The sequence below is a fragment of the Streptomyces goshikiensis genome, assembly GCF_014650555.1.
Lineage (GTDB): Bacteria > Actinomycetota > Actinomycetes > Streptomycetales > Streptomycetaceae > Streptomyces > Streptomyces goshikiensis.
In genome coordinates, this window is record NZ_BMVE01000002.1 from 565,567 (window position 1) to 585,918 (window position 20,352).

Annotated in this window: 19 protein-coding genes and 1 riboswitch; of the genes, 11 read left to right on the forward strand and 8 right to left on the reverse strand. The window is 74.7% G+C overall.

Annotated elements, in window-relative coordinates; genetic code table 11:
• Positions 1-32 precede the first annotated feature (32 nt).
• Together IE248_RS07785 and IE248_RS07790 are read left to right on the forward strand one after the other, a co-directional pair.
• Positions 33-647 (forward strand): GNAT family N-acetyltransferase, encoded by a 615-nt coding sequence (locus tag IE248_RS07785; protein WP_190030254.1) that lies wholly within the window; start codon positions 33-35, stop codon positions 645-647.
• 51 nt (positions 648-698) lie between these two features.
• A complete protein-coding gene (locus IE248_RS07790; RefSeq protein WP_190030255.1) occupies positions 699-2,666 on the forward strand; it encodes a DUF5107 domain-containing protein in 1,968 nt (655 codons plus the stop codon).
• A 42-nt stretch (positions 2,667-2,708) separates the two neighbouring features.
• On the opposite strand, the gene IE248_RS07795 is transcribed toward IE248_RS07790, so the two are convergent.
• Complete coding sequence (locus tag IE248_RS07795; protein ID WP_190030256.1) at positions 2,709-3,527, reverse strand: methyltransferase domain-containing protein; 819 nt, start codon at positions 3,525-3,527, stop codon at positions 2,709-2,711.
• Positions 3,528-3,750: 223 nt separating this feature from the next.
• Between IE248_RS07795 and IE248_RS07800 the strand changes: the two genes are divergently transcribed.
• Together IE248_RS07800 and IE248_RS07805 are read left to right on the forward strand one after the other, a co-directional pair.
• On the forward strand, positions 3,751-4,968 hold the full coding sequence (locus IE248_RS07800; RefSeq protein WP_190030257.1) for an aminotransferase class I/II-fold pyridoxal phosphate-dependent enzyme: 1,218 nt from the start codon (positions 3,751-3,753) through the stop codon (positions 4,966-4,968).
• Positions 4,968-6,005, forward strand: coding sequence for an MBL fold metallo-hydrolase (locus tag IE248_RS07805; protein WP_190030258.1), 1,038 nt, complete (start codon positions 4,968-4,970; stop codon positions 6,003-6,005). The genes IE248_RS07800 and IE248_RS07805 overlap by 1 nt, the downstream gene beginning before the upstream one ends.
• Positions 6,006-6,014: 9 nt before the next feature.
• Here IE248_RS07805 and IE248_RS07810 read toward each other — a convergent pair whose 3' ends face one another.
• Positions 6,015-6,632, reverse strand: a complete 618-nt coding sequence (locus IE248_RS07810; RefSeq protein ID WP_073797034.1) for a DedA family protein — start codon at positions 6,630-6,632, stop codon at positions 6,015-6,017.
• Between the two features lie 5 nt (positions 6,633-6,637).
• On the reverse strand, positions 6,638-7,414 hold the full coding sequence (locus IE248_RS07815) for an MBL fold metallo-hydrolase (RefSeq protein ID WP_190030259.1): 777 nt from the start codon (positions 7,412-7,414) through the stop codon (positions 6,638-6,640).
• Between the two features lie 125 nt (positions 7,415-7,539).
• On the opposite strand from IE248_RS07815, the gene IE248_RS07820 reads away from it, so the two are divergent.
• The 4 genes from IE248_RS07820 (at position 7,540) to IE248_RS07835 (ending at position 12,054) form a co-directional block, all read left to right on the forward strand.
• Complete coding sequence (locus IE248_RS07820) at positions 7,540-7,944, forward strand: recombinase family protein (RefSeq protein ID WP_037791149.1); 405 nt, start codon at positions 7,540-7,542, stop codon at positions 7,942-7,944.
• 73 nt (positions 7,945-8,017) lie between these two features.
• Positions 8,018-10,105 (forward strand): phage holin family protein, encoded by a 2,088-nt coding sequence (locus IE248_RS07825; RefSeq protein ID WP_190030260.1) that lies wholly within the window; start codon positions 8,018-8,020, stop codon positions 10,103-10,105.
• Positions 10,106-10,179: 74 nt separating this feature from the next.
• Positions 10,180-11,553 carry an amino acid permease gene (locus IE248_RS07830; RefSeq protein WP_100580346.1) on the forward strand — a complete coding sequence of 458 codons (1,374 nt, stop codon included), beginning with the start codon at positions 10,180-10,182 and terminating at the stop codon, positions 11,551-11,553.
• A gap of 60 nt (positions 11,554-11,613) precedes the next feature.
• The gene (locus tag IE248_RS07835; protein WP_008737818.1) at positions 11,614-12,054 is read left to right on the forward strand and encodes an SRPBCC family protein; all 441 of its coding nucleotides are present in this window, start codon (positions 11,614-11,616) and stop codon (positions 12,052-12,054) included.
• A gap of 83 nt (positions 12,055-12,137) precedes the next feature.
• Here the strand turns inward: IE248_RS07835 and IE248_RS07840 are convergent, their stop codons facing one another.
• Both IE248_RS07840 and IE248_RS07845 read right to left on the reverse strand, forming a co-directional pair.
• Positions 12,138-13,715 (reverse strand): RNA polymerase sigma factor, encoded by a 1,578-nt coding sequence (locus tag IE248_RS07840; protein WP_073772495.1) that lies wholly within the window; start codon positions 13,713-13,715, stop codon positions 12,138-12,140.
• 214 nt (positions 13,716-13,929) lie between these two features.
• Entirely contained in the window at positions 13,930-14,691 is a 762-nt protein-coding gene (locus tag IE248_RS07845) for a class I SAM-dependent methyltransferase (RefSeq protein ID WP_073772496.1), read from the reverse strand.
• A 47-nt stretch (positions 14,692-14,738) separates the two neighbouring features.
• Positions 14,739-14,841: riboswitch (ZMP/ZTP riboswitch) on the forward strand.
• Positions 14,842-14,908: 67 nt separating this feature from the next.
• Between IE248_RS07845 and IE248_RS07850 the strand changes: the two genes are divergently transcribed.
• Entirely contained in the window at positions 14,909-15,754 is an 846-nt protein-coding gene (locus IE248_RS07850; RefSeq protein ID WP_073797032.1) for a bifunctional 5,10-methylenetetrahydrofolate dehydrogenase/5,10-methenyltetrahydrofolate cyclohydrolase, read from the forward strand.
• Between the two features lie 84 nt (positions 15,755-15,838).
• Here the strand turns inward: IE248_RS07850 and IE248_RS07855 are convergent, their stop codons facing one another.
• A complete protein-coding gene (locus tag IE248_RS07855; RefSeq protein ID WP_008737813.1) occupies positions 15,839-17,251 on the reverse strand; it encodes an NAD(P)/FAD-dependent oxidoreductase in 1,413 nt (470 codons plus the stop codon).
• Positions 17,248-18,327, reverse strand: coding sequence for a hypothetical protein (locus IE248_RS07860; RefSeq protein ID WP_190030261.1), 1,080 nt, complete (start codon positions 18,325-18,327; stop codon positions 17,248-17,250). The genes IE248_RS07855 and IE248_RS07860 overlap by 4 nt, the downstream gene beginning before the upstream one ends.
• Before the next feature lie 316 nt (positions 18,328-18,643).
• On the opposite strand from IE248_RS07860, the gene IE248_RS07865 reads away from it, so the two are divergent.
• Positions 18,644-19,081: a hypothetical protein gene (locus IE248_RS07865; protein WP_073796869.1), complete on the forward strand. Its 438-nt coding sequence runs from the start codon at positions 18,644-18,646 to the stop codon at positions 19,079-19,081.
• On the opposite strand, the gene IE248_RS07870 is transcribed toward IE248_RS07865, so the two are convergent.
• A complete protein-coding gene (locus IE248_RS07870) occupies positions 19,067-19,876 on the reverse strand; it encodes a helix-turn-helix domain-containing protein (RefSeq protein ID WP_008737810.1) in 810 nt (269 codons plus the stop codon). The genes IE248_RS07865 and IE248_RS07870 overlap by 15 nt on opposite strands.
• A 150-nt stretch (positions 19,877-20,026) precedes the next feature.
• On the opposite strand from IE248_RS07870, the gene IE248_RS07875 reads away from it, so the two are divergent.
• The gene (locus IE248_RS07875; protein ID WP_008737808.1) at positions 20,027-20,332 is read left to right on the forward strand and encodes a 4a-hydroxytetrahydrobiopterin dehydratase; all 306 of its coding nucleotides are present in this window, start codon (positions 20,027-20,029) and stop codon (positions 20,330-20,332) included.
• Positions 20,333-20,352 lie beyond the last annotated feature (20 nt).

Consider the following 20,352-nt stretch of genomic DNA (forward strand, 5'->3'; position numbering starts at 1 on the left):
GGGGAGCCTGTCATACGCCCTAGCCTGGGGCGATGTCATATGTCAGCTACCTCACGGAAGGCGAGCGGGTCGGGCTGCGCCCCTTCCGGCTCGCCGACGGCCCCGAGTTCGCCACGCACGCGCACGAGAGCCGGAACCTGCACCGCCCGTGGCTGTTCCCGCCCACCACCACCGGGGAGTACGAGTCCTACGCGACCCGGCTGATCGAGGACGGGGCCCGGGCCGGTTTCCTGGTCTGCGAGCTGGCCACCGGCGCCATCGCCGGGTTCGTCAACGTCAACAACATCGTGCACGGGGCCTTCCAGTGCGGGGCGCTCGGCTACGGTGCCTTCGCGCACGCGGCGGGCCGCGGGCTGTTCCGCGAGGCGCTGGGGCTGGTGCTCGGCCACGCGTTCGCCCCGGCGGCCGACGGCGGCCTCGGGCTGCACCGCCTGGAGGCCAACGTCCAGCCGGGCAACACGGCGTCCATCGCCCTGGTCCGCGGCCGGGGCTTCCGGCTGGAAGGCCTCTCGCCGGACTTCCTGTACATCGACGGAGCCTGGCGCGACCACGAACGATGGGCGATCACCGCAGAGATGGCCGGTCCCGGAGCGCCGATCGCGCAGGGCTCGGCCGGGGCCAGGGCTTTGCGCAATCCTGACCGGTGATGATCCGCGGAACCCCTGTGCAGCGACCGGTACGGCGTGTTCCATTCCTTTATGGCCACCACCGTCCGCCGCGCCGTACTCTCCCTGCCCGCCGCCCCGTTGGGCCCGGACAACCCGCTGCCCGCCCTCCGCGCGCCCGACGGCGTCCACGTCCTGGACGAGCGTTCCCAGGGCGGGCTGCCCCGCGACATGGCGCGCCAGATCGGGTACGAGCCGCTGCGCTCGCTGCTCCCCGTCCAGGTCCGGGACGGCTACGGGCGGGAGCGCGCCGAGCGCGACTTCGAGGCGGTCGTCATGGAGAACGCGCACCTGCGGGTCACCGTGCTGCCCGGCCTCGGCGGCCGCGTGCACTCCCTCGTCCACCTCCCGACCGGCCGTGAACTGCTCTACCGCAACCCGGTGTTCCAGCCCGCCAACTTCGCCCTCAACGGGGCCTGGTTCTCCGGCGGCATCGAGTGGAACATCGGTGCCACCGGCCACACCACACTCTCCTGCGCCCCCCTGCACGCCGCGCTCGTCCCCGCGCCCGACGGGGGCGTGCTGGTGCGGCTGTGGGAGTGGGAGCGGCTGCGCGACCTGCCCTTCCAGGTGGACCTGTGGCTGCCCGAGGACTCCGAGTTCCTCTACGTCGGCGTCCGCGTCCGCAACCCGCACGAGCGGCCCGCGCCCGTGTACTGGTGGTCCAACACCGCCGTCCCCGAGGACCCCGGCACCCGGGTGCTCGCCCCGGCCGACGAGGCCTGGCACTTCGGGTACGAGCGCGCGCTGCGGCGGATCCCCGTACCCGACCGGGAGGGCGCCGACCGTACGTACCCGGGGCGCAGCGCGTACCCGGCCGACTTCTTCTACGAGGTGCGCGAGGGGGAGCGGCCCTGGATCGCCTCCCTCGACGCCGACGGGACGGGGCTGGCGCAGACCTCGACGGCGCGGCTGCGCGGCCGCAAGCTCTTCGTGTGGGGCGCGGGCGAGGGCGGCCGGCGCTGGCAGGAGTGGCTGACAGAGCCCGGCTCCGGCGGCTACGCGGAGATCCAGGCCGGGCTCGCCCGGACCCAGCTGGAACACGTACGGCTGGAGGGCGGGGCGGAGTTCAGCTGGCTGGAGGCGTACGGGCCGCTGACCGCCGACCCGGCGGCGGTGCACGGCGCCGACTGGCCCGCGGCGCGCGGCGCGGCCTCGGCGGCGCTGGACGCCGCCCTGCCGCGGGAGCGGGTGGAAGCGGCGTACGAGGCGTGGCGCGGCTGCGCCGACACCGAGCCGGGGGAGCGGCTTGCGACGGGCTCGGGCTGGGGGGCGCTGGAGGTGCTGTGCGGCGGGCACGAGCTGCCGGGCACGCCGTTCGAGACGGCCGCGCTGGGCCCGGAGCAGGAACCCTGGCTGGAACTGTGGCGGACCGGGGTCTTCCCGGCGCCCCGGCGTGTCGTACCGCCGGGGCCGACCCTGGTGGCCGCGCACTGGCGGGACATGCTGGAGACCGCCCCGGCGGATCCGCTGACCGAGTACCACCTGGGCGTGGCGCAGTGGCACGCCGGGGACGTGGCGCAGGCGGTGCGCAGCTGGGAGCGCGGGCTGGCGCTGGCACCCTCGCGGTGGCCGCTGCTGCGGTGCCTGGCGATGGCGGAGGCGCTGGCCGGGGACCCGGAGCGGGCGGCCGACGGCTATGCGGAGGCGTTCGCGGACCTGGCCGAGGAGAGCCGCGGGGGCGAGGCCTGGACGGCGGCCGAGTCCGCGCTGGGGCGGGAGGCGATGACGGCCCTGCTGGCGGCGGGGCGCCCGCCACAGGCCCGCGCGGTGTGGGACCGCCTGCGGCCGGCCCTGCGCGAACAGGGCCGCTTCCGGCTGCTGGCCGCCCGGCTGCTGGCGGCGGAGGGCCACGCGGGCGCGGCCCGGCGGGTCTTCGAGGAGGGCTTCGAACTGCCGGATCTGCGCGAGGGCGAGGAGGTCCTCGCCGAGGTCTGGTCCTCCCTCACGAACCGCCCGCTCCCACAGGCCTACGACTTCCGCATGAGCCCTCCGCTCTAGGTCCTGTCCTTTCGGATCAGGCGCCCTGGCCGCCGGGCCGTGTCACGCCCGGCACAGGACCTCGCCGTTCAGCACCGAGAACCAGGCGTCGGGACGGGCGCCCCAGGCGCGCCAGGCATCGGCGACGGCCTCCAGACCGGACGGCGTGGCGTGGCCGCCGTCCGTGGCGATGGCGGCGTAGGAGGAGAGCGTCGTGCGCTCCGCCCACAGCGCGGACCACCAGGCGGTCTCCTCCGGCGTGGCGTAACACCAGGACGTCGCCGAGCAGTCGATCCGGGTGAAACCGGCCGCCTGCGCCCAGGACCGGAGGCGGCGGCCGGCGTCTGGCTCGCCGCCGCCCGCGCGGGCCACCCGGCGGTAGAGGTCCAGCCACTCCTCCAGTCCGGGCTCGGCCGGGAACCAGGTCATCGCCGCGTAGTCCGCGTCCCGCGCCGCCACGATGCCGCCCGGGCGGCACACCCGGCGCATCTCCCGCAGCGCCCGTACCGGGTCGCCGACGTGCTGAAGCACCTGGTGGGCGTGGACCACGTCGAAGGAGTCGTCCGGGAAGTCCAGGGCGTGGACGTCCGCCACCGCGAACTCCACGTCGGTCACGCCGCGTTCCGCCGCGTGCGCCCGGGCCTGCGCCAGTACCCCCTCGGCCGCGTCGACCGCCGTCACCCGCCCGCCCGGGGACACCAGCTCCGCCAGGTCCGCCGTGATGGTGCCGGGGCCGCAGCCCACGTCCAGGACCGCCATGCCCGGCCGCAGCTCGCCGATCAGGTACGCGGCCGAGTTCCGCGCGGTGCGCCAGCGGTGCGAGCGCAGGACCGACTCGTGGTGGCCGTGGGTGTAGACGGCGCTCTCGTGAGCGGGGTTCATGGCGTGCCTCCTTCTCCTCTTCTCGTCTTCTGGCTTCTCGCCGAAGCGTGTGATCACGGTAGGGGATCTGATCGGCATCTGAGATGTGCGTTTCGATATGTGGACGCCCGCGGAGCCGGTGCCTCAGGACGGGCGATAACGGGCATCGTGCGGTAAAAAATCATATAAGGGGCGGGGTTGGCGGTGTCCGGCGAGCGCGGAAGGCGGGAAGGCCGTGGAGGGGATGCAGCGCACGGTGGCCGAGGGCCGGGGCCCGGTCCGGTACGGCCCGCCCGCGCCCGAACCGGGCCTGCCCGTGCTGCCCGAACTCACCGCCGTCCTCGCCGAGGCCGCCCGCCGGGCCGCCCCCGAGCCCCCGGGCGGCGGGGAGCCGCTGCGGGAGGCCGCCTGCCGGCACTGGGCGCGCCGCGGACTCGCCACCGCCCCGGAGAACGTGGCCGCCGGGCCCGGCGCGCCCGCCCTGCTGCTCGCGCTGCTCGGCGCGCACGGGGGAGACGTCATGCTGCCCCGGCCGTGTCCCGCTTGGTGGACCCCACAGGTCCGGCTGCTGGGACGGCGGGCGTACCACGTGCCGACCCCGGCCGAGTGCGGCGGCGTACCCGACCCGTACGCCCTGCTGGAGACCGTCCGCCGGGTGCGCGCCGAGGGCGGCGACCCGCGCGTGCTGCTGCTCTCCGTCGCCGACGACCCGACCGCGACCGTGCCGCCGCCCGAACTGCTGCGCGAGGCGTGCGAGGCCGCCGCCGACGCCGGGCTGTTCGTCGTCAGCGACGAGACCTGGCGCGACACCGTGCACCGGCCGCACGACACCCTCGTCCTCAGCCCCGCCGAGATGCTCCCCGACCGGGCCGCCGTACTCGTCGACCTGTCCGGCGCGCTGCTGCCCGCCGGGTGGCCCGCGGCCGTGCTCCGCTTCCCCGGCACCCCGCGCGGGACCTGGCTGCGGGCCCGCACCCTCGACGTGCTCACCGCGACGGGCGCGCTGGTCGCCGGCCCCGTCGCCGCGGCCGCCGCGCACGCCCTCGACGAACCTGACGCGGTCGCCGGACGCGCCTACGCGGTGGCGGCCCTGCACGGCGCGGTCGCCGGCGCCGTCCACCACGAGCTGCTCGCCGTCGGCGCGTTCGCGCGGCCCCCGCAGGCCGGCCGCCACCTGTACGCCGACCTCGGCCCGCTGCGCGCCGGGCTGGCCCGGCACGGCGTGGGCGACGCGATGGAACTGGAGGACTGGCTCGGCGGCCGGCTCGGCGCGCCGACGCCGGGCGGGCAGCGGTTCGCGGACGAACCGGTCGCGCTGCGGGTCCGGCTGTCGACGGGACCGTTCCTCGGCGCCACCCCGGAGGGGCGGATGGCCGCGCTGACGGCGCGCGATCCGCTGCTCCTGCCGCACGTACGCGGCTCGCTGGAGCACCTCGGGTCGGTCCTGGCCGGGCTGTCCTGATGACGGAGCGAACGCGAACCCCACCCACAGCCGGGGCCGGGGCCACCGAACCCGGAGCCGGGGTGACGCCGCCGGCCCAGCTCCGGCCGCTCGGGGAGGTCCGGGCGTGGCCGCGGTCGTTCGCCGACCGCCTGACCACCCCGCTGCCCGGTGTCCGGGCCTTCGCGCGGCTCGCCCGCGAGGGCGCCTTCCGGCCCGGCCCCGAGGGGCTGCGCGGGATCCCCGACCTGCCGTACGAGCCGGCCCCGCTGCCGCCGGCGGTCCCCGGCACGGTGTCCGTGACCTGGGCGGGGCACGCCAGCTGGGTGCTGCGGATCGGCGGCCTGACGGTGCTGACCGACCCGGTCTGGTCCCGGCGGATCCTCGGGACCCCGGCGCGGATGACACCGGTCGGGGTGCGGTGGGAGGACCTGCCGCGGGTCGACGCCGTGGTGATCAGCCACAACCACTACGACCACCTCGACGCGCCGACGCTGCGGCGGCTGCCGCGGGACACGGCCCTGTTCGTCCCGGCCGGGCTCGGGCGCTGGTGCCGGAGGCGGGGGTTCACCCGGGTGACGGAGCTGGACTGGTGGGAGTCCGCCGAACTGGACGGCGTACGGTTCGCCTTCGTACCGGCGCACCACTGGTCGAAGCGGTCGCTGCTCGACGCCTGCCGCACGCTGTGGGGCGGGTGGGTCCTGACGGACGCCCGCGGGTCGGGCCGGCAGGTCTACTTCGCGGGCGACACCGGGTACGGGCACTGGTTCGGGGAGATCGGGCGCCGCCACCCCGGGATCGACCTGGCGCTGCTGCCGATCGGGGCGTACGCGCCGAGGTGGTGGCTGCGCGACGTGCACGCGGATCCGGAGGAGGCGGTACGGGCCTGCCTGGACCTGGGGGCGCGGCGGATGGCGCCGATGCACTGGGCGACGTTCGTCCTGTCCGCGGAGCCGGTGATGGAGCCGCTGCGGCGGGTCCGCGCCGCGTGGGCCCGCGCGGCCCTGCCCCGCGAGCACCTCTGGGACCTCCCCATCGGCGCCTCCCGCGCCTTCTGACGGGTCGGGTCAGGAGCGCAGGCGGCGCCAGAGCGCGGGAGCGGCGCTGAGCAGGAGGGTGAGGCCGACGGCCAGGGCCACGCCCTTCCAGGGCTCCGAGAAGAGGGAGCCGCCCACGATGCCGATCACGCCGTACGTCGCCGCCCAGGCCAGGCACGCCGGCGCGTCGCCCCGCGCGAAGCGGCGCAGCGGCAGCCCCGACAGCAGGCAGGCCAGCATCACCGGGATCCGCCCCGCCGGGACCAGCCGGGACAGCACCAGCACCAGCACCCCGTGCTCGTCCAGCTTGGTCTGCGCCTGCGCGAGCCGCTCCGGCGCGGCCCGCGCCCGCAGCCGCTCCAGCCACCGCGAGCCGCCCCGCGAGCGCATCCCGCGCTCGCCCAGCCAGTACAGGGCGATGTCCCCCGTGAACGCCGCCAGGGCGGACACCCCGAACACCAGCAGCAGTCCGAACGGCATGGAGTCCTGGTGGAAGGCCACCACCGCGGCCGTACTCACCAGCGCCCCCGTCGGGATCACCGGCACCAGCGCACCCAGCGCCACCAGCACGAACAGCGCCGGATAGCCCACCACCTGCCGCGTGGTCCCCGGCGGCACCGCCGTCACCGCGTCCTCCACCGCCCGCAGCGGCGTCACGGCAGCCTCACCCGCTCGCCGTGCCCCGGCACCCGCACCGCCACCTCCGGCGCCAGCTGCCCGGCCCGGCGGGCGAACTCCTCACCCGGCGCGTGGAACTCGTGCGGCCGCACCGCGTCCATGCCGATCGGCCAGAACGTCCCGTAGTGCACCGGCACCGCCACCGACGGGGCCAGCGCGGCCAGCGCCCGCGCCGCCCGCCCCGCGTCCAGGTGCCCGGGCCCCAGGTACGGCCCCCAGCCGCCCACCGGCAGCAGCGCCACGTCCACCGGCCCGACCTCCTCGGCCATCGTGGCGAACAGCCCGGTGTCCCCGGCGAAGTACGTCCGCGCCGCGCCCTGGACCACGTACCCGAGGGCCGGCGCCCGCTGCGGCCCGAACGGCAGCCGCCGCCCGTCGTGCCGCGCGCTGACCGCCCGCACCCGTACGCCGCCGCGCACCGCGACCTCCTCGCCGGGAGCCACCTCCGTCAGCCTCAGCCCCCGCGTCCGCGCCAGCCGCGCCAGTCCCGGCACCACCCGCGGGGCGCCGCGCGGCACCACCAGCAGGGTTCCGGCCGCCAGCCGCGCCAGCGAGGGCAGGTGCAGATGGTCGGCGTGCAGGTGCGAGACGAGCGCCACCTCCGCCTCGGCCGCCTCCGGCGGCGGCGCCGCCCCGCGCCGCCGGCGCAGGTGCGCGAGCCGCACCGCGAACAGCGGGTCCGTCAGCACCCGTACCCCGGAGTCCTCCACCGTGCACGTCGCATGCCCCCACCAGGTGATCTCCACCGGCACCCGCCCTCCCGTCCTCGCACGACCCCGGACCTCCCGAGCTTAGGGGGTCCGCCGCGCCGGGGCCCACGGTCCGAAGGCGTCGGATCCCTCCTCCCGGGCCGCGGATCGGAGTAGGGTCGGGCGGCATGGATGAGCTGCGGGTGGCCGCGATCGCCAGCCTGACCCCGCTTGAGGAACTGGACGCCGACCCCTTCGCCGTGGACACCCGGAGCCAGCACGCCATGTGCGCCCGCTGGGCTGCGGAACACGGCTGCGTCGTGGCCCGGGAGCTGGTCTCCTGCGGGCTGCGCGCCGACCACCACGCGCTCTGGTCCGATGTCGACGCCGGGCACGTGGACCTCTTCGTCGCCGCCAACGAGCGGGTGCTCGCGCGGGCCCTGGGCTCCGTCGAGGAGTTCACCGCCGAGTGCGCGCGGCGCGGCGTACGCCTGGAGACCACCGGGCTCGCCGAACCGCTCTACACCTCCGCGATGAAGGCCGAGGTGCACCGCAGGCTGTCCATGCCCACCGCCGGTTACGACGGTACGTGACCACCGCCCTGTGCGACGCTGGCACGGGGGACCGCGCGGCGGCGCGTGGACCCGGAGCCGAGGCGGGTGCGGTGTGTTGCGCGGACGATGGCGGGCCACGGGCAGCGCCCTGCTGCGGCTGACCGTCGTCTGGGCCGTCTCCACCCTCACCATGCTCGTCCTCGCCGGAGTGCTGCCGGACTTCCGCCTCCAGTCCGGCGACGACGACAGCATCACCCAGATCGGCCTGGCCGCCGCCTGGGGCGCCGGCGCCTTCGGCCTGCTCGGCGCGCTGGTGTGGCCGCTCCTGGTACGGGCCCTGCTGCTGGTGCCCGCCCTGGTGCTCGGGCTGCTCGTCTTCTTCCTCAACGGCTCGCTGCTGCTGCTCGCGCTCCGGCTGGTCCCCGACGGGCGCGGCGAGGCGGCCCCGGAGACCGCGGTGGTCGTCGCCGCGGTGATGTCGGCCGTCGCGTCCGCGACCTCCACGGCCCTCGCCGTCCGCGACGACGAGGCGTACCGCCGCAGGCTCTACCGGCTCGCCGACCGGCGCCGCCGCGGGCAGCGCCGCGCGGCCGGGCCCGGCGCGGCGCGGACCGCGCCCGGGATGCTCTTCCTCCAGCTCGACGGGGTCGGGTACGAGGTGCTCCGGGCGGCCGCGGCGGACGGGCTGATGCCGACGGTGGCCGGCTGGCTCGACCACGGCCACCGCCTGACGTCCTGGCGCACCGACTGGTCCAGCCAGACCGGCGCCAGCCAGCTCGGCATCCTGCACGGCTCGAACTTCGACGTGCCCGCCTTCCGCTGGTACGAGAAGGAGACCGGCGAGGTGATGGTCTGCAACCGGCCCACCAGCGCCGCGGAACTCCAGCTGCGGGCCATCGAGCGCACCCGGGACGGGGGGCTGCTCACCCTCGACGGGGCCAGCCGCGGCAACCTCTTCAGCGGCGGCGCCGACCAGCTGGCCCTGGTGCTGTCCGTGTCGGCGCGGCGGGGCCGGGCCAACCGCTCCCGCGCGGGCTACTTCGCGTACTTCCGCGACCCGGCGAACGCCGTCCGCACCGCCCTGTCCTTCGTCGCCGAGGTGTGCCGGGAGATCGGCCAGTCGGTACGGGCGCGGCTGCGCGGGGACCTGCCGAGGGTGGCGCGCGCCGGGCTGTACCCGCTGATCCGGGCGTTCGCGACCGTGGTGGAACGCGACGTGGTCGTGGCGGCGGTGATCGGCGACATGCTGGCCGGCCGCGCCGCGGTCTACGCCGACCTGGTCGCCTACGACGAGGTCGCCCACCACTCGGGCCCGGCCGGCCGGGACACCCAGCAGGTCCTGGCCCGCCTCGACCGCAGCCTCGCCCTGCTGTCCCGGGTCGCCGAGCACGCGCCCCGGGAGTACCGGATCGTGCTGCTCTCGGACCACGGCCAGAGCCCCGGCGAGACCTTCCTCGGAAAGTACGGGCTGACCCTCAAGGACCTGGTCCGCGCGGGCTGCGGGCTTCCGGTCTCCCGCCGGGCCGGCCGTACGCACAGCGGGGCCGAGGCCCGCGCGGCCGTCTTGGCCGCCCTCCACCGGCCGGTGGAGGAGGAAGAGGAGGCCCGTCCCGGCCGGGACCCGGTGGTGCTGCCCTCGGGGAACCTCGGGCTGATCTCCTTCCCGGCCATGGCGGGCCGGGCCACCCGGGAGCGGATCGAGCGCGCGCACCCGGCCCTGCTCACGACCCTCGCGAGCCACCCGGGGATCGGCTTCCTGCTGGTGGACGGGGAGGTGCTGGGGCCGGGCGGCGCGGTGGCGCGGCTGGCGGTGCCGGGGGAGGCGGAGGAGCTGCTGGCCCCTTTCGGGCCGGGTGCGGCGGAGGCGGTGCGGCGCAGCGACGCCTTCCCGCACGTGGCCGACATCATGGTGAACTCCGCCTACGACCCGGCCACCGGGGAGGTGCACGCCTTCGAGGAGCAGATCGGCTCGCACGGCGGCCTGGGCGGGGAGCAGGGGCGGCCGTTCCTGATGTGGCCGGCGGTGCTCTCGGACCCGGGCCCCGGTCTGGTGGGCGCGGAGGCGGTGCACGACGTGCTGCGGCGCTGGCTGCGCGAGGCGGACGGCCCCCAGGTCCCGCTGCAGGATCCCCGGCCGGAGGCCGCCACAGGCGGAAGCTTTCCTTCCGCAGGGGCCCCCGTACAGGACGAAAACCATTGATTTGGTGCGGGATTGACCGTGCACGACCATGTGTCGACCTGTCCAGCATGTGAAATACCGAAGGCGCGACCCCCGTGAGCACCACCCTGCGAGACCCCGCCCCGACCACGGAACCGGCAGAGGCGGCACAGAGCCCGCACGCCCGCCGCTTCGGCCTCCCCATCGCGACCTGCCTGGTCATGGGCAACGTCATCGGCGGCGGGATCTTCCTGCTGCCCGCCTCGGTCGCGCCGTTCGGCACGATCAGCCTCGTCGCCTTCGGGGTGCTCACCGCCGGTGCGATCGCCCTCGCCCTGGTCTTCGGCCGGCTCGCCGAACGCCACCCGCAGACCGGCGGACCGTACGTCTACGCCCGCGCCGCGTTCGGGGACTTCGCCGGCTTCCTCGCCGCCTGGAGTTACTGGATCACCGCCTGGGTCTCGAACGCGGCCCTCGCCGTCGCGGCCGTCGGCTACCTCACCGTGCTCTTCCCCGCCGCGGGCGCGCACAAGTGGTCCATGTGCCTGGCCGCGCTCGCCGTCCAGTGGCTCCCCGCCCTCGCCAACCTGGCGGGCACCCGCTACGTCGGCGCGGTCCAAGTCATCGCCACCGTACTGAAGTTCGCCCCGCTGCTCCTGGTGGCCGTGGGCGGCCTGTTCTTCTTCGACCCCGCCAACCTCGGCCCCTTCCGGGCCACCGACCAGAGCGCGGCCGGAGCCGTCTCCGCCGCCGCGGCGATCCTGCTCTTCAGCTACCTCGGAGTCGAGTCCGCCACCGTCAGCGCGGGCGAGGTCCGCGACCCGGCCCGCAACGTCGGCCGGGCGACGATCCTCGGCACCGCCGGCGCGGCCGTCGTCTACCTGCTCGGCACCCTCTCCGTCTTCGGCCTGGTCGCCCACGAGAAGCTGGTCTCCTCCACCGCCCCCTTCACCGACGCCGTCAACGCCATGTTCGGCGGCACCTGGGGCGGCACCGTGGTCGCCTGCGCCGCCGTGATCTCGATGCTCGGCGCCCTCAACGGCTGGACGCTGCTCAGCGCGCAGACCCCGTACGCCGCCGCCAAGGACGGGCTCTTCCCGAAGGTCTTCGAGACGAAGAAGCGCGGCGTCCCCGTCGTCGGCGTCGTCGTCACCGTGGCGCTGGCCTCCGCCCTCACCGTGTACAACTACACGCTGGGCGCCGAGGGGGTCTTCGAGAGCCTGGTCCTGATCACCACCTTCACCGCGACCGTCCCCTACCTGCTCGCCACCGCCGCGCAGATCTACTTCCTGCTCTCCGGGCAGCGCGAGCGCGTCCACGCCGGCCGCCTGGCCCGCGACGGCGTCCTCGCCGTCCTCGCCTTCGGCTTCTCCATGTGGCTGGTCGCCGGCTCCGGCTACGCGGCCGTCTACCAGGGCGTGCTGTTCCTCTTCGCCGGCGTCCTCTGCTACGCCGCGATGTCCGCCCGCAAGACCCGCGCCACCGCCTGACCTGCGGAGTAGCGTAGGAGGAGAGGGCCGCGCCGTGCATCGGGCAGCGAAGGGGTCGCCATGGACGCGATCAGAGCGAGCGTCGACATCGCCCGCAGCCCCGCGGAGGTCTACGGCTATCTGACGGACCCCGCCCACCTGCCGGAATGGCAGCACAGCGCGGTCCGCGCCCGCCCGCTGGACGGCGCCCCCCTCCACCTCGGCTCGAAGCTGGCCGTCACCCGCCGGATCGGCCGGCGCCGGTTCCCGATGACCATGCAGGTCACCGAGTTCGACCCGCCCCGGAGCTGGCGGCTGCACGGGCTCGACGGCCCGGTCCGCGGCGATGTCCGGGGCACCGTCGAACCCCTCGACGAGGGCAGACGCTCGCGCGTCACCCTGAACCTCGACTTCGAGGCCCACGGCATCGGCAGGGCCCTGGTCCCGCTGGTGCTCAGGCCCTACGCCCGCAAGGAGCTCCCGAGGAACGAGGAGAAGCTCAGGCACCTGCTGGAGCACTGAAAAAACACCGGCCCCCGGGTGGACCGGCAGGGCGTCCGCCCTGCCGACCGCGCCCCGGGGGCCGGTGTGGTGTCGCGACCGGTTTAGTCGAGGTAGTCGCGCAGCACCTGCGAACGCGACGGGTGGCGCAGCTTCGACATCGTCTTGGACTCGATCTGGCGGATGCGCTCGCGGGTGACCCCGTACACGCGGCCGATCTCGTCCAGGGTCTTCGGCTGGCCGTCGTTGAGGCCGTACCGCATGGAGACCACGCCCGCCTCGCGCTCGGAGAGCGTGCCCAGGATCGACTGGAGCTGCTCCTGGAGGAACGTGAACGACACCGCGTCGGCCGGGACGACCGCCTCGGAGTCCTCGATCAGGTCACCGAACTCGCTGTCGCCCTCCTCACCCAGCGGGGTGTGCAGGGAGATCGGCTCGCGGCCGTACTTCTGGACCTCGATGACCTTCTCGGGGGTCATGTCGAGTTCCTTGCCCAGCTCCTCCGGAGTGGGCTCCCGGCCGAGGTCCTGGAGCATCTGGCGCTGGACACGGGCCAGCTTGTTGATGATCTCGACCATGTGGACGGGGATGCGGATCGTGCGGGACTGGTCGGCCATGGCACGCGTGATCGCCTGCCGGATCCACCAGGTCGCGTACGTGGAGAACTTGAAGCCCTTGGTGTAGTCGAACTTCTCCACGGCGCGGATCAGACCGACGTTGCCCTCCTGGATCAGGTCCAGGAAGAGCATGCCGCGGCCGGTGTAGCGCTTGGCCAGGGAGACCACGAGGCGGAGGTTGGCCTCCAGCAGGTGGTTCTTGGCGCGGCGGCCGTCCTCGACGAGGATCTCCAGCTCACGCTTGAACGTGGCCTTGTGGTCCTCCTCCTCTTCGAGCTTGTACTCGGAGAACAGGCCCGCCTCGATGCGCTTGGCGAGCTCGACCTCCTGCTCGGCGTTGAGGAGCGGCACCTTGCCGATCAGCTTCAGGTAGTCCTTGACGGGGTCGGCGGTGGCGCCGGCCACCATGACCGTCTGCGCCGGAGCGTCGTCCTCGTCGTCGTCGGACAGGACGAAGCCCTGCGTGCCGCCGACCTTCGGGGCCTCTTCCTCGGCCTCGTCGGCCAGGTCCTCGGCCGCCCAGTCCTCGCCCTCGACGGCGGGCGTCTCGCCCTCGTCGGCGTCCTTGCCGGTCTTCTTGGCAGCCGCGGTCTTCTTCACGGCGGTCTTCTTCGCGGCGGCCTTCTTGACCACGCGCTTCTTCGGAGCGGCGTCCGTGTCCTCGGACACATCGGCGCCGGCGGTGTCGGCCGATATCGCCGCGGCGGCGGCGACCGGTGCGGCCGCGGCGGCGGTCTTGCGGGCGCCGATCGGGCGCGGCGCGGCGGCGGCCTTCTTGGTCACGGTGCGGGCGGGCGCGGCGGCAGCCTTGCGGGGCTTCTTGGCGGCAGCCTTCGTGGCGGGGGCGGCGCTGACGTGGAGGGCGACGCCCTCCTCGTCCAGGACCTGGTTCAGGCTGCGCAGGACCCGCTTCCACTGGTCCACCGGGATGCGGCCGGCCTCGAAGGCCTGGCGCACGTCGTCACCGTTGATGTGACCCTGCTCGCGGCCGCGCTCGACGAGCGCGACGAGGGCCTCCGATTCGGCGATCTCCGGAGGGAACGTACGGGACGGGCTGAGCGACACAAGGAGCCTCTCGTTGCGAACAGATATGGGGTGGGCGGGACATCATCGCGCGAACTCGGGAAACAGACCCGAGGGGGGTCTGTATTCCGGGGCCGCGCGAGGACACCTGTCGGTTCATCGCATGCCCGAGTAGATTCGTTACGCGCTGAATTGAGTGACCTGCGCCACGCTGTGGCGACGCAACCGATCCGGCGCGGATCCGTCCGCCCCGCGGTCAGCCCTTTTTACGGGCCTCGATGAGGAAGCGGGCGGTGTGCGCGACGAACGGACCTTCGCGTTCGATCTGTTCGTGCAGCTCGCGCAACCGGTCCCGGTACTGCCCGACCGTGAAGCCGGGCACCATCCAGATCACCTTCCTCAGGAAGTAGATCACGGCTCCGATGTCGTGGAACTCCGTCCGCAGCCGCTCGGAGCGCAGATCGACCACGTCGAGACCCGCCCCGGCGGCGTCCGCGGCCGCGTCGTCGGGGTGCCGGGTGCGGCGGACCTCCTCGGGCTGCGGACCCAGGAAGTACTCCACGAGCTCGAAGACGCTCGCCGGACCGACCTGCTGCGAGAGGTAGGTCCCGCCGGGCCCGAGCACCCGGGCGATCTCGTCCCACCAGATGGTCACCGGGTGCCGGCTGGTCACCAGGTCGAAGGACTCGTCGCCGAACGGCAGCGGCGGCTCGTCGGCGTCCGCGACGACCACCGCGCCCAGCGGGTGCAGCAGCCGGGTCGCCTTCGCGATGTTCGGCGGCCAGGACTCGGTGGCGACCGTCAGCCGGGGCAGGGGCCCCGCACCCGCGAGCACCTCGCCGCCGCCGGTCTGGATGTCGAGGGCGCTGTGGACCCGCGCGAGACGCGCCGCCATCAGCTGCTGGTAGCCCCAGGAGGGACGCTGCTCGGTGGCGCGGCCGTCGAGCCAGGAGAAGTCCCAGCCGTCGACGGACACGGACTCGGCTTCGGCGACGAGATGGTCGAAAGTGCGCGTCATGTCTCGATCGTCCCAGGTCGGGGCCCGGTCATCCACCGGATATGGTGGAGGCGGGCCGTGACTGGCGTTCGGGTGGATCACCACCGGGGAGCGGCCCGGCGTACCTGTGCACCTCTGGTACGCCGACTGCCGCGCGCCTGGGCGAACCGCGAACCGCGATCCGCAGCGACGTTCAGGAGACCCCGTGACGACTGCCCAGACTGCCTCCGCCCAGCTGATGGACGGCACCGCCCTCGCCCGCCGCATCTCGGAGCGGACGGCCCTGCACGCGGCGAAGATCACCGAGCGCACCGGTACCGCCCCGTGCCTGGCGACCGTGCTGGTCGGCGAGGACCCGGCGTCCGTCACGTACGTGCGCATGAAGCAGAACCGCTGCGCCAAGGCCGGGATCACCTCGCGCCACGTGGAGCTGCCCGCCGAGACCACGACCGAGGAGCTCGTCGCCGCGCTCACCGCCCTCTCCGAGGACCCGGAGATCAGCGGCATCCTGCTCCAGCACCCCGTCCCGCACCACATCGACGAGCGCGCGGCCTTCGAGGCGATCGCCCCCGGCAAGGACGTCGACGGGGTCACCATGCACTCGTTCGCCGCGATGGGCTTCGGGCTCCCCGGCTTCGTGTCCTGCACCCCCGGCGGCATCATGCGCCTGCTGGAGGCCTACGACGTGGACCTGACCGGCAAGCACGCCGTCGTCGTCGGGCGCAGCGCGATCCTCGGCAAGCCGGCCGGGATGCTGCTGCTGGAGCGCAACGCCACCGTCACCTACTGCCACTCCCGCACCGTGGACCTGCCCTCCATCGTCCGCCAGGCGGACGTTCTGGTCGCCGCCGTCGGCAAGGCCGAGTTCATCCGGGGCGAGGACATCAAGCCGGGCGCGGTGGTCCTGGACGCCGGGTACAACGAGGGCAACGTGGGCGACGTCCACTTCGAGTCGGCCGCCGCCCGCGCCTCGCTGATCACCCCGGTCCCGGGCGGTGTCGGCCCGATGACGATCGCGGTGCTCCTGGAGCAGACGGTGCAGGCCGCCGCCGCCCAGGCCGGCCTGGACCTCGCCGCCCTCTGAACCCCCTGAGCACCTCCGAGCCCCTCCGGGCTCACCGACGCGGCCGCCGGGTCCGGGAGACCGTCCCCGGACCCGGCGAGCGCGTCAGCTGGGCCGCGGGGACGCGGCGAGGCCCGCCGCGGCGCGTTCGGCGGCCGTGAGCGTCGGGGCCCGCAGGGCGCCCCGGTCGGTCGCCCGCAGGACGTGCCAGACCACCGCCGGGCTGAACCAGTGCGTGGGCGCGCTGTTCATGGTCATCACCCGCAGCAGCGCCGTCGTCAGCGCCCGCTGCGTCGTCGCCCCCGTCATCAGCCGGGTGACGTACGCGCCCATCACCCCCGCCCCCGGCTTGGGCCGCACCCCCGTCGCCCCCGGGTACAGGATGTCCTGCGAGGTCGCCAGTTCCCAGGCCGTCGCCACCTGCGGAGCCACCGCGCGCTGCGCCTCGCGGCCAATGCCCGGGTGCGAGAGCCCCTTCGCCCGCAGCAGGTCCCGTACGGCCAGCAGGCCCTGCGCCGCGACCGTCATGCCCTGCCCGTACAGCGGGTTGAAGGTGGCCACGGAATCCCCGACCGCGAAGAACCCGTCCGGCAGGTCCGCCTTCTCGAAGTACAGCCGGCGGTTGGCGGTGCCCTGGGTGACGGCCACGTCCGTGAGCGGCTTGCGGCCCTCCAGGAGCTCGCCCACGATCGGTGAGCGGACCCCCTTGGCGAACGGGACGAACGCCTCCGGGTCCGCCGTGGGCTGCCCGCCCCGGGTGCCCGACAGGGTGGCCTGCCACTGCCCGTTCTCGATCGGCACGATCGTCGCCGTCTGCCCCGGCACCGGAACCCGCGCGTCGGACTGCACGTTGACGATGGGGAACCCCGCCGCGTGGGCCCCGGCGGGCGCCTCGAAGATCCGGGTCGCGTACACGAGCCCGGAGTCGACCTCCGCCCGCCTGATCCCGCCCACGCCGAGCTCCTGGAGCCAGGTCCGGGCCCGGGAGCCGCGCCCGCTCGCGTCGACGACGAGGTCCGCGCCGATCAGCCGGCCCTCCTCGTCGGGGGTGTCGACCCGTACCCCGGTGACCCGGGCGGCCGTGCCCTCCAGGGACCGCACCCGGCTGCGCTGGAGCGTGCTGACGCCGGCGAGGCCCGTCACCCGGGCCCGGACCACCGAGTCCAGCAGGTCCCGGCTGCAGGAGACGGTGAACTGCATCTCCTCGTAGCGCGGCAGCCAGCCCTGCGCGGTCAGGGTGACCAGGTCGGTCGGCAGGCTCCGGCGCAGGGCGCCCGCCGCCTGCCAGTCCCCGGTGATGCCCGGCAGGATCTCCTCGATGGCGCGCGCACCGCCCGACCAGAGCAGGTGGACGTGCCGGGCCTGGGGGAGCCCGCGCCGCGCCGCCGGGCCCTGCGGGAGGGCGTCGGCGTCGATGACCGTGACCGTCATGTGCTCGGCGAGGACCGCGGCCGCGAGCAGGCCGGACAGGCTGGCGCCGATCACGACGGCGTGACGGGGCGGGGAGGGCTGGGTCATCGTGGGTGCTCTCTGTCAGGGCCGTGCGGGGCATCGGCGGTGTCGGCTTCTGCGGCGGGTACGGCTTCTACGGCGGGTACGGCTTCTACGGTTTCTGCCGCGGGCGCGGCGTCCGTGGCGGGCGGCGGGAGCCGCGTGAGCTGCCCCTCGCGGGCGAGCAGGTCCTCCAGGTGGTCGGCCAGGGACTTCCATCCCCCCGGGGAGAGCCGCCCGGCCCGCGTCACGATGCCGCGTACGTCGTGCGCCCGCATCAGGGCGAGCATCGGGTTCTCCCCGCCCTGCCCGGCGGGCCCCAGCTCCCGCTCGATGCCGGCGAGGGCGGTCCCGAGCGCCTCGGCGTCATCGGCGAGCAGGAAGCCGCCCTCGACCCCGTAGAAGCGCTGGATCCCGGCGGCCGCCGCCAGGTTGGGCAGGCCCTCTCCCTGGGCGAGGCGGGTCAGTGACTGCCCGGACGCGTCGAAGGACGCGGCGATCTCGGCGAGGGAGTGCGGCCGGCCGTCCTGCCTGGGGCGGGTGCGGCGCAGGTGCTCCAGCCGCGAGCGGACCTGCTCCCTCAGCGGGGGCCGCGGCGGCCTTCCGTCGAGGGTGAGCCGGACCGCCTCCGGGGTCATGCCGGTGCGGTACGAGAGCTGCTCCAGGTCGTCCGTGCCGTACGCCAGGGCCCGCTCGACGGCGCTCTTGGCGTCGGCCAGCAGGAACCCGGCGTGGACCCCGAAGAACCGCTGTACGCCCGCCGCGTGCCCCAGCCGGGGCAGCCCGGTGCCCGCGTTGAGGGGGCCGAGGGAGGCGCCGGGCGCGCCGAAGTCCTCGGCTATGGCGGCGAGCGGCCACTCCCGGTCGTGTTTGTCGCGCCGGGTCGCCCGCAGCAGCAGGAACCGGCGGTGCACCCGCTGCTCCAGCGGGACTTCGGGGGCCGTGCCCGCCACCACGGCGGCGACGCGGGCCGGTTCGACCCCGGACAGGTGGCTCAGCCGCTCCGCGGACAGCACTGCGGCGGGGTCCAGTCCCCGCCCGCGCGCGGCCTCGGCGACGCGGCCCCAGCACGCGGCGAGATCGGTTCGGACGGCGTCGCGCAACGGGCGGTTCTCCGTACCTCGACAGGGCGTTCGAGTGGCTGGGCTGACGTGCAGCCTAGCCGCCGGCCCCCTGCCGAAGCAGCGAAATCCCCACCTTTCCTACGCTGAAACTCAACAAACGTTGCCCCCACCCGCCCCCACCGGAGCCCCACCGGCACTCGCCGACAGCCCTCGGCGCCCGCGATGACCTCCGACGTAATCGACCCGCTCGCGCACCGGCGGCACAGTGGGGGCATCGGGTTCCGGAGCCGCGCACTCGGCCCCGGGGCCCGGTTCCCACCGTGTGCACCCGACCCTCGACGGAGGCCGATCCGCCATGTCCGCACCCCTGCTCTCCGGCGCCGCCCGCATCGCGCGCACCCCCGAACCGCGGGCCATGCTGCGCCGCTTCCTCGCCCTCGATTCCCTCGTCACCACCGCCAACGGCCTCGCGTACGCGGCTTTCGCCGCCCCCCTCGGCCGTCTGCTCGGCGTCGGGCAGGACCTGCTGGCGGCGCTCGGCGTCCTGCTGGTGCTCTACGGCGCCGCGGTCGGGCTGCTGGCCGCGCGCCGGCGGCCCCGGCCCCTCGCCGTGGCGGCTGTGATCGACGTCAACTGCGCCTGGGCGGCCGCGAGCGTGGCCGCGCTCTTCCTCTGGTTCGAGCCCACCGCCGCCGGGGCCGTCTGGATCCCGGCGCAGGCCCTCGTCGTGGCAGCCTTCGCCCTCTCCCAGTGGCTCTCCCTGCGTGCGGGAGCGGGCTCAGTAGTCCAGTGAGCGCAGGTACTTGGCCGTCGCCGGGTCCGCCGGGAGCAGCGTCTCGACGGCCAGCTCGGCGACGGTGACGTCCATCGGCGTGTTGAAGGTGGCGATGGAGGAGATGAAGGAGATCAGCCGCCCGTCGTGCTCGATGACCAGCGGGAGCGCGATGTACGGGGCCGCCCCGTCCGGCTCGGCGGGGCGCGGCCGGTCCGGGGCGGGATCCGGCACGGGGTAGGCCGCCACCTCCTCGTACAGCGCGCGCAGCGGCGCCGAGCGGGCCAGCGCGATCTGCCGTCCCATCTGGGCCAGCAGGTGCCCGCGCCACTCGTCGAGGTTGTGGATCCGCCGGGCCAGGCCCTCGGGGTGCAGGGTGATCCGCATGGCGTTCAGCGGCGGGGTCAGCAGGTGCTCCGGGATCCCCTCCAGCAGCATCGCGATGCCCCGGTTGGCCGCGACGACCGTGTACGTGGCGTCCACGACCAGCGCCGGGTACGGCTCGTACCCCGTCAGCAGCCGCTCCAGCCCTTCCCGCAGCGCCCGCATCGACGGGTCGTCCAGCGGGGTCTGCGCGTACCGCGGTGCGTACCCGGCCGCGAGCAGCAGCGCGTTGCGCTCCCGGACCGGCACGTCGAGCTGGTCGGCGAGGCGCAGCAGCAGCTCCTCGCTCGGCCGGGCCCGGCCGGTTTCGACGAAGCTGATGTGCCGGGACGAGGACCCGGCGCGGCCGGCCAGTTCCAGCTGGCTGATGCCGCGCCGCCCGCGCCAGGTCCGGAGCAGGGCTCCGACGGACGACGTCGTCGTGGGGGTCATGCCCCCGACATTAACCCGGCCGGCCCCGCAAGGACGCGGATGCACCCGCACGCACCATGGCGCGGAAGCTCCCCCGGGCCCCGTGCTGTGGGAACCTTGACACCACGTCAGTCGCGGGACGGGCGAGGAGCACCGGGAAGGAGCGTGCGGATGTCGGACGAGCCGCTTTCGCAGAAGGAGATCGAGGACCGGTTGCGGGAACTCCCCGGCTGGGCCTACGAGAACGACCGCATCACCCGCACCTACCGGCTGGACGGCCACTTCGCGGCGAGCGCGCTCGTCGCCCACATCGCCGCCCTCCAGCAGGAGTTGAACCACCACTCGGACCTGACCCTCGGCTACGACACGGTCCGGCTCGCCGTGAACACCCACAGCGCGGGCGACGCCGTCACCGCGACCGACTTCGCACTCGCCGAACGCGTCGAGAGCATCGCCCCCGGCCACGGCGCGGCCTGATCCCCGCACCGGGGTGAGGG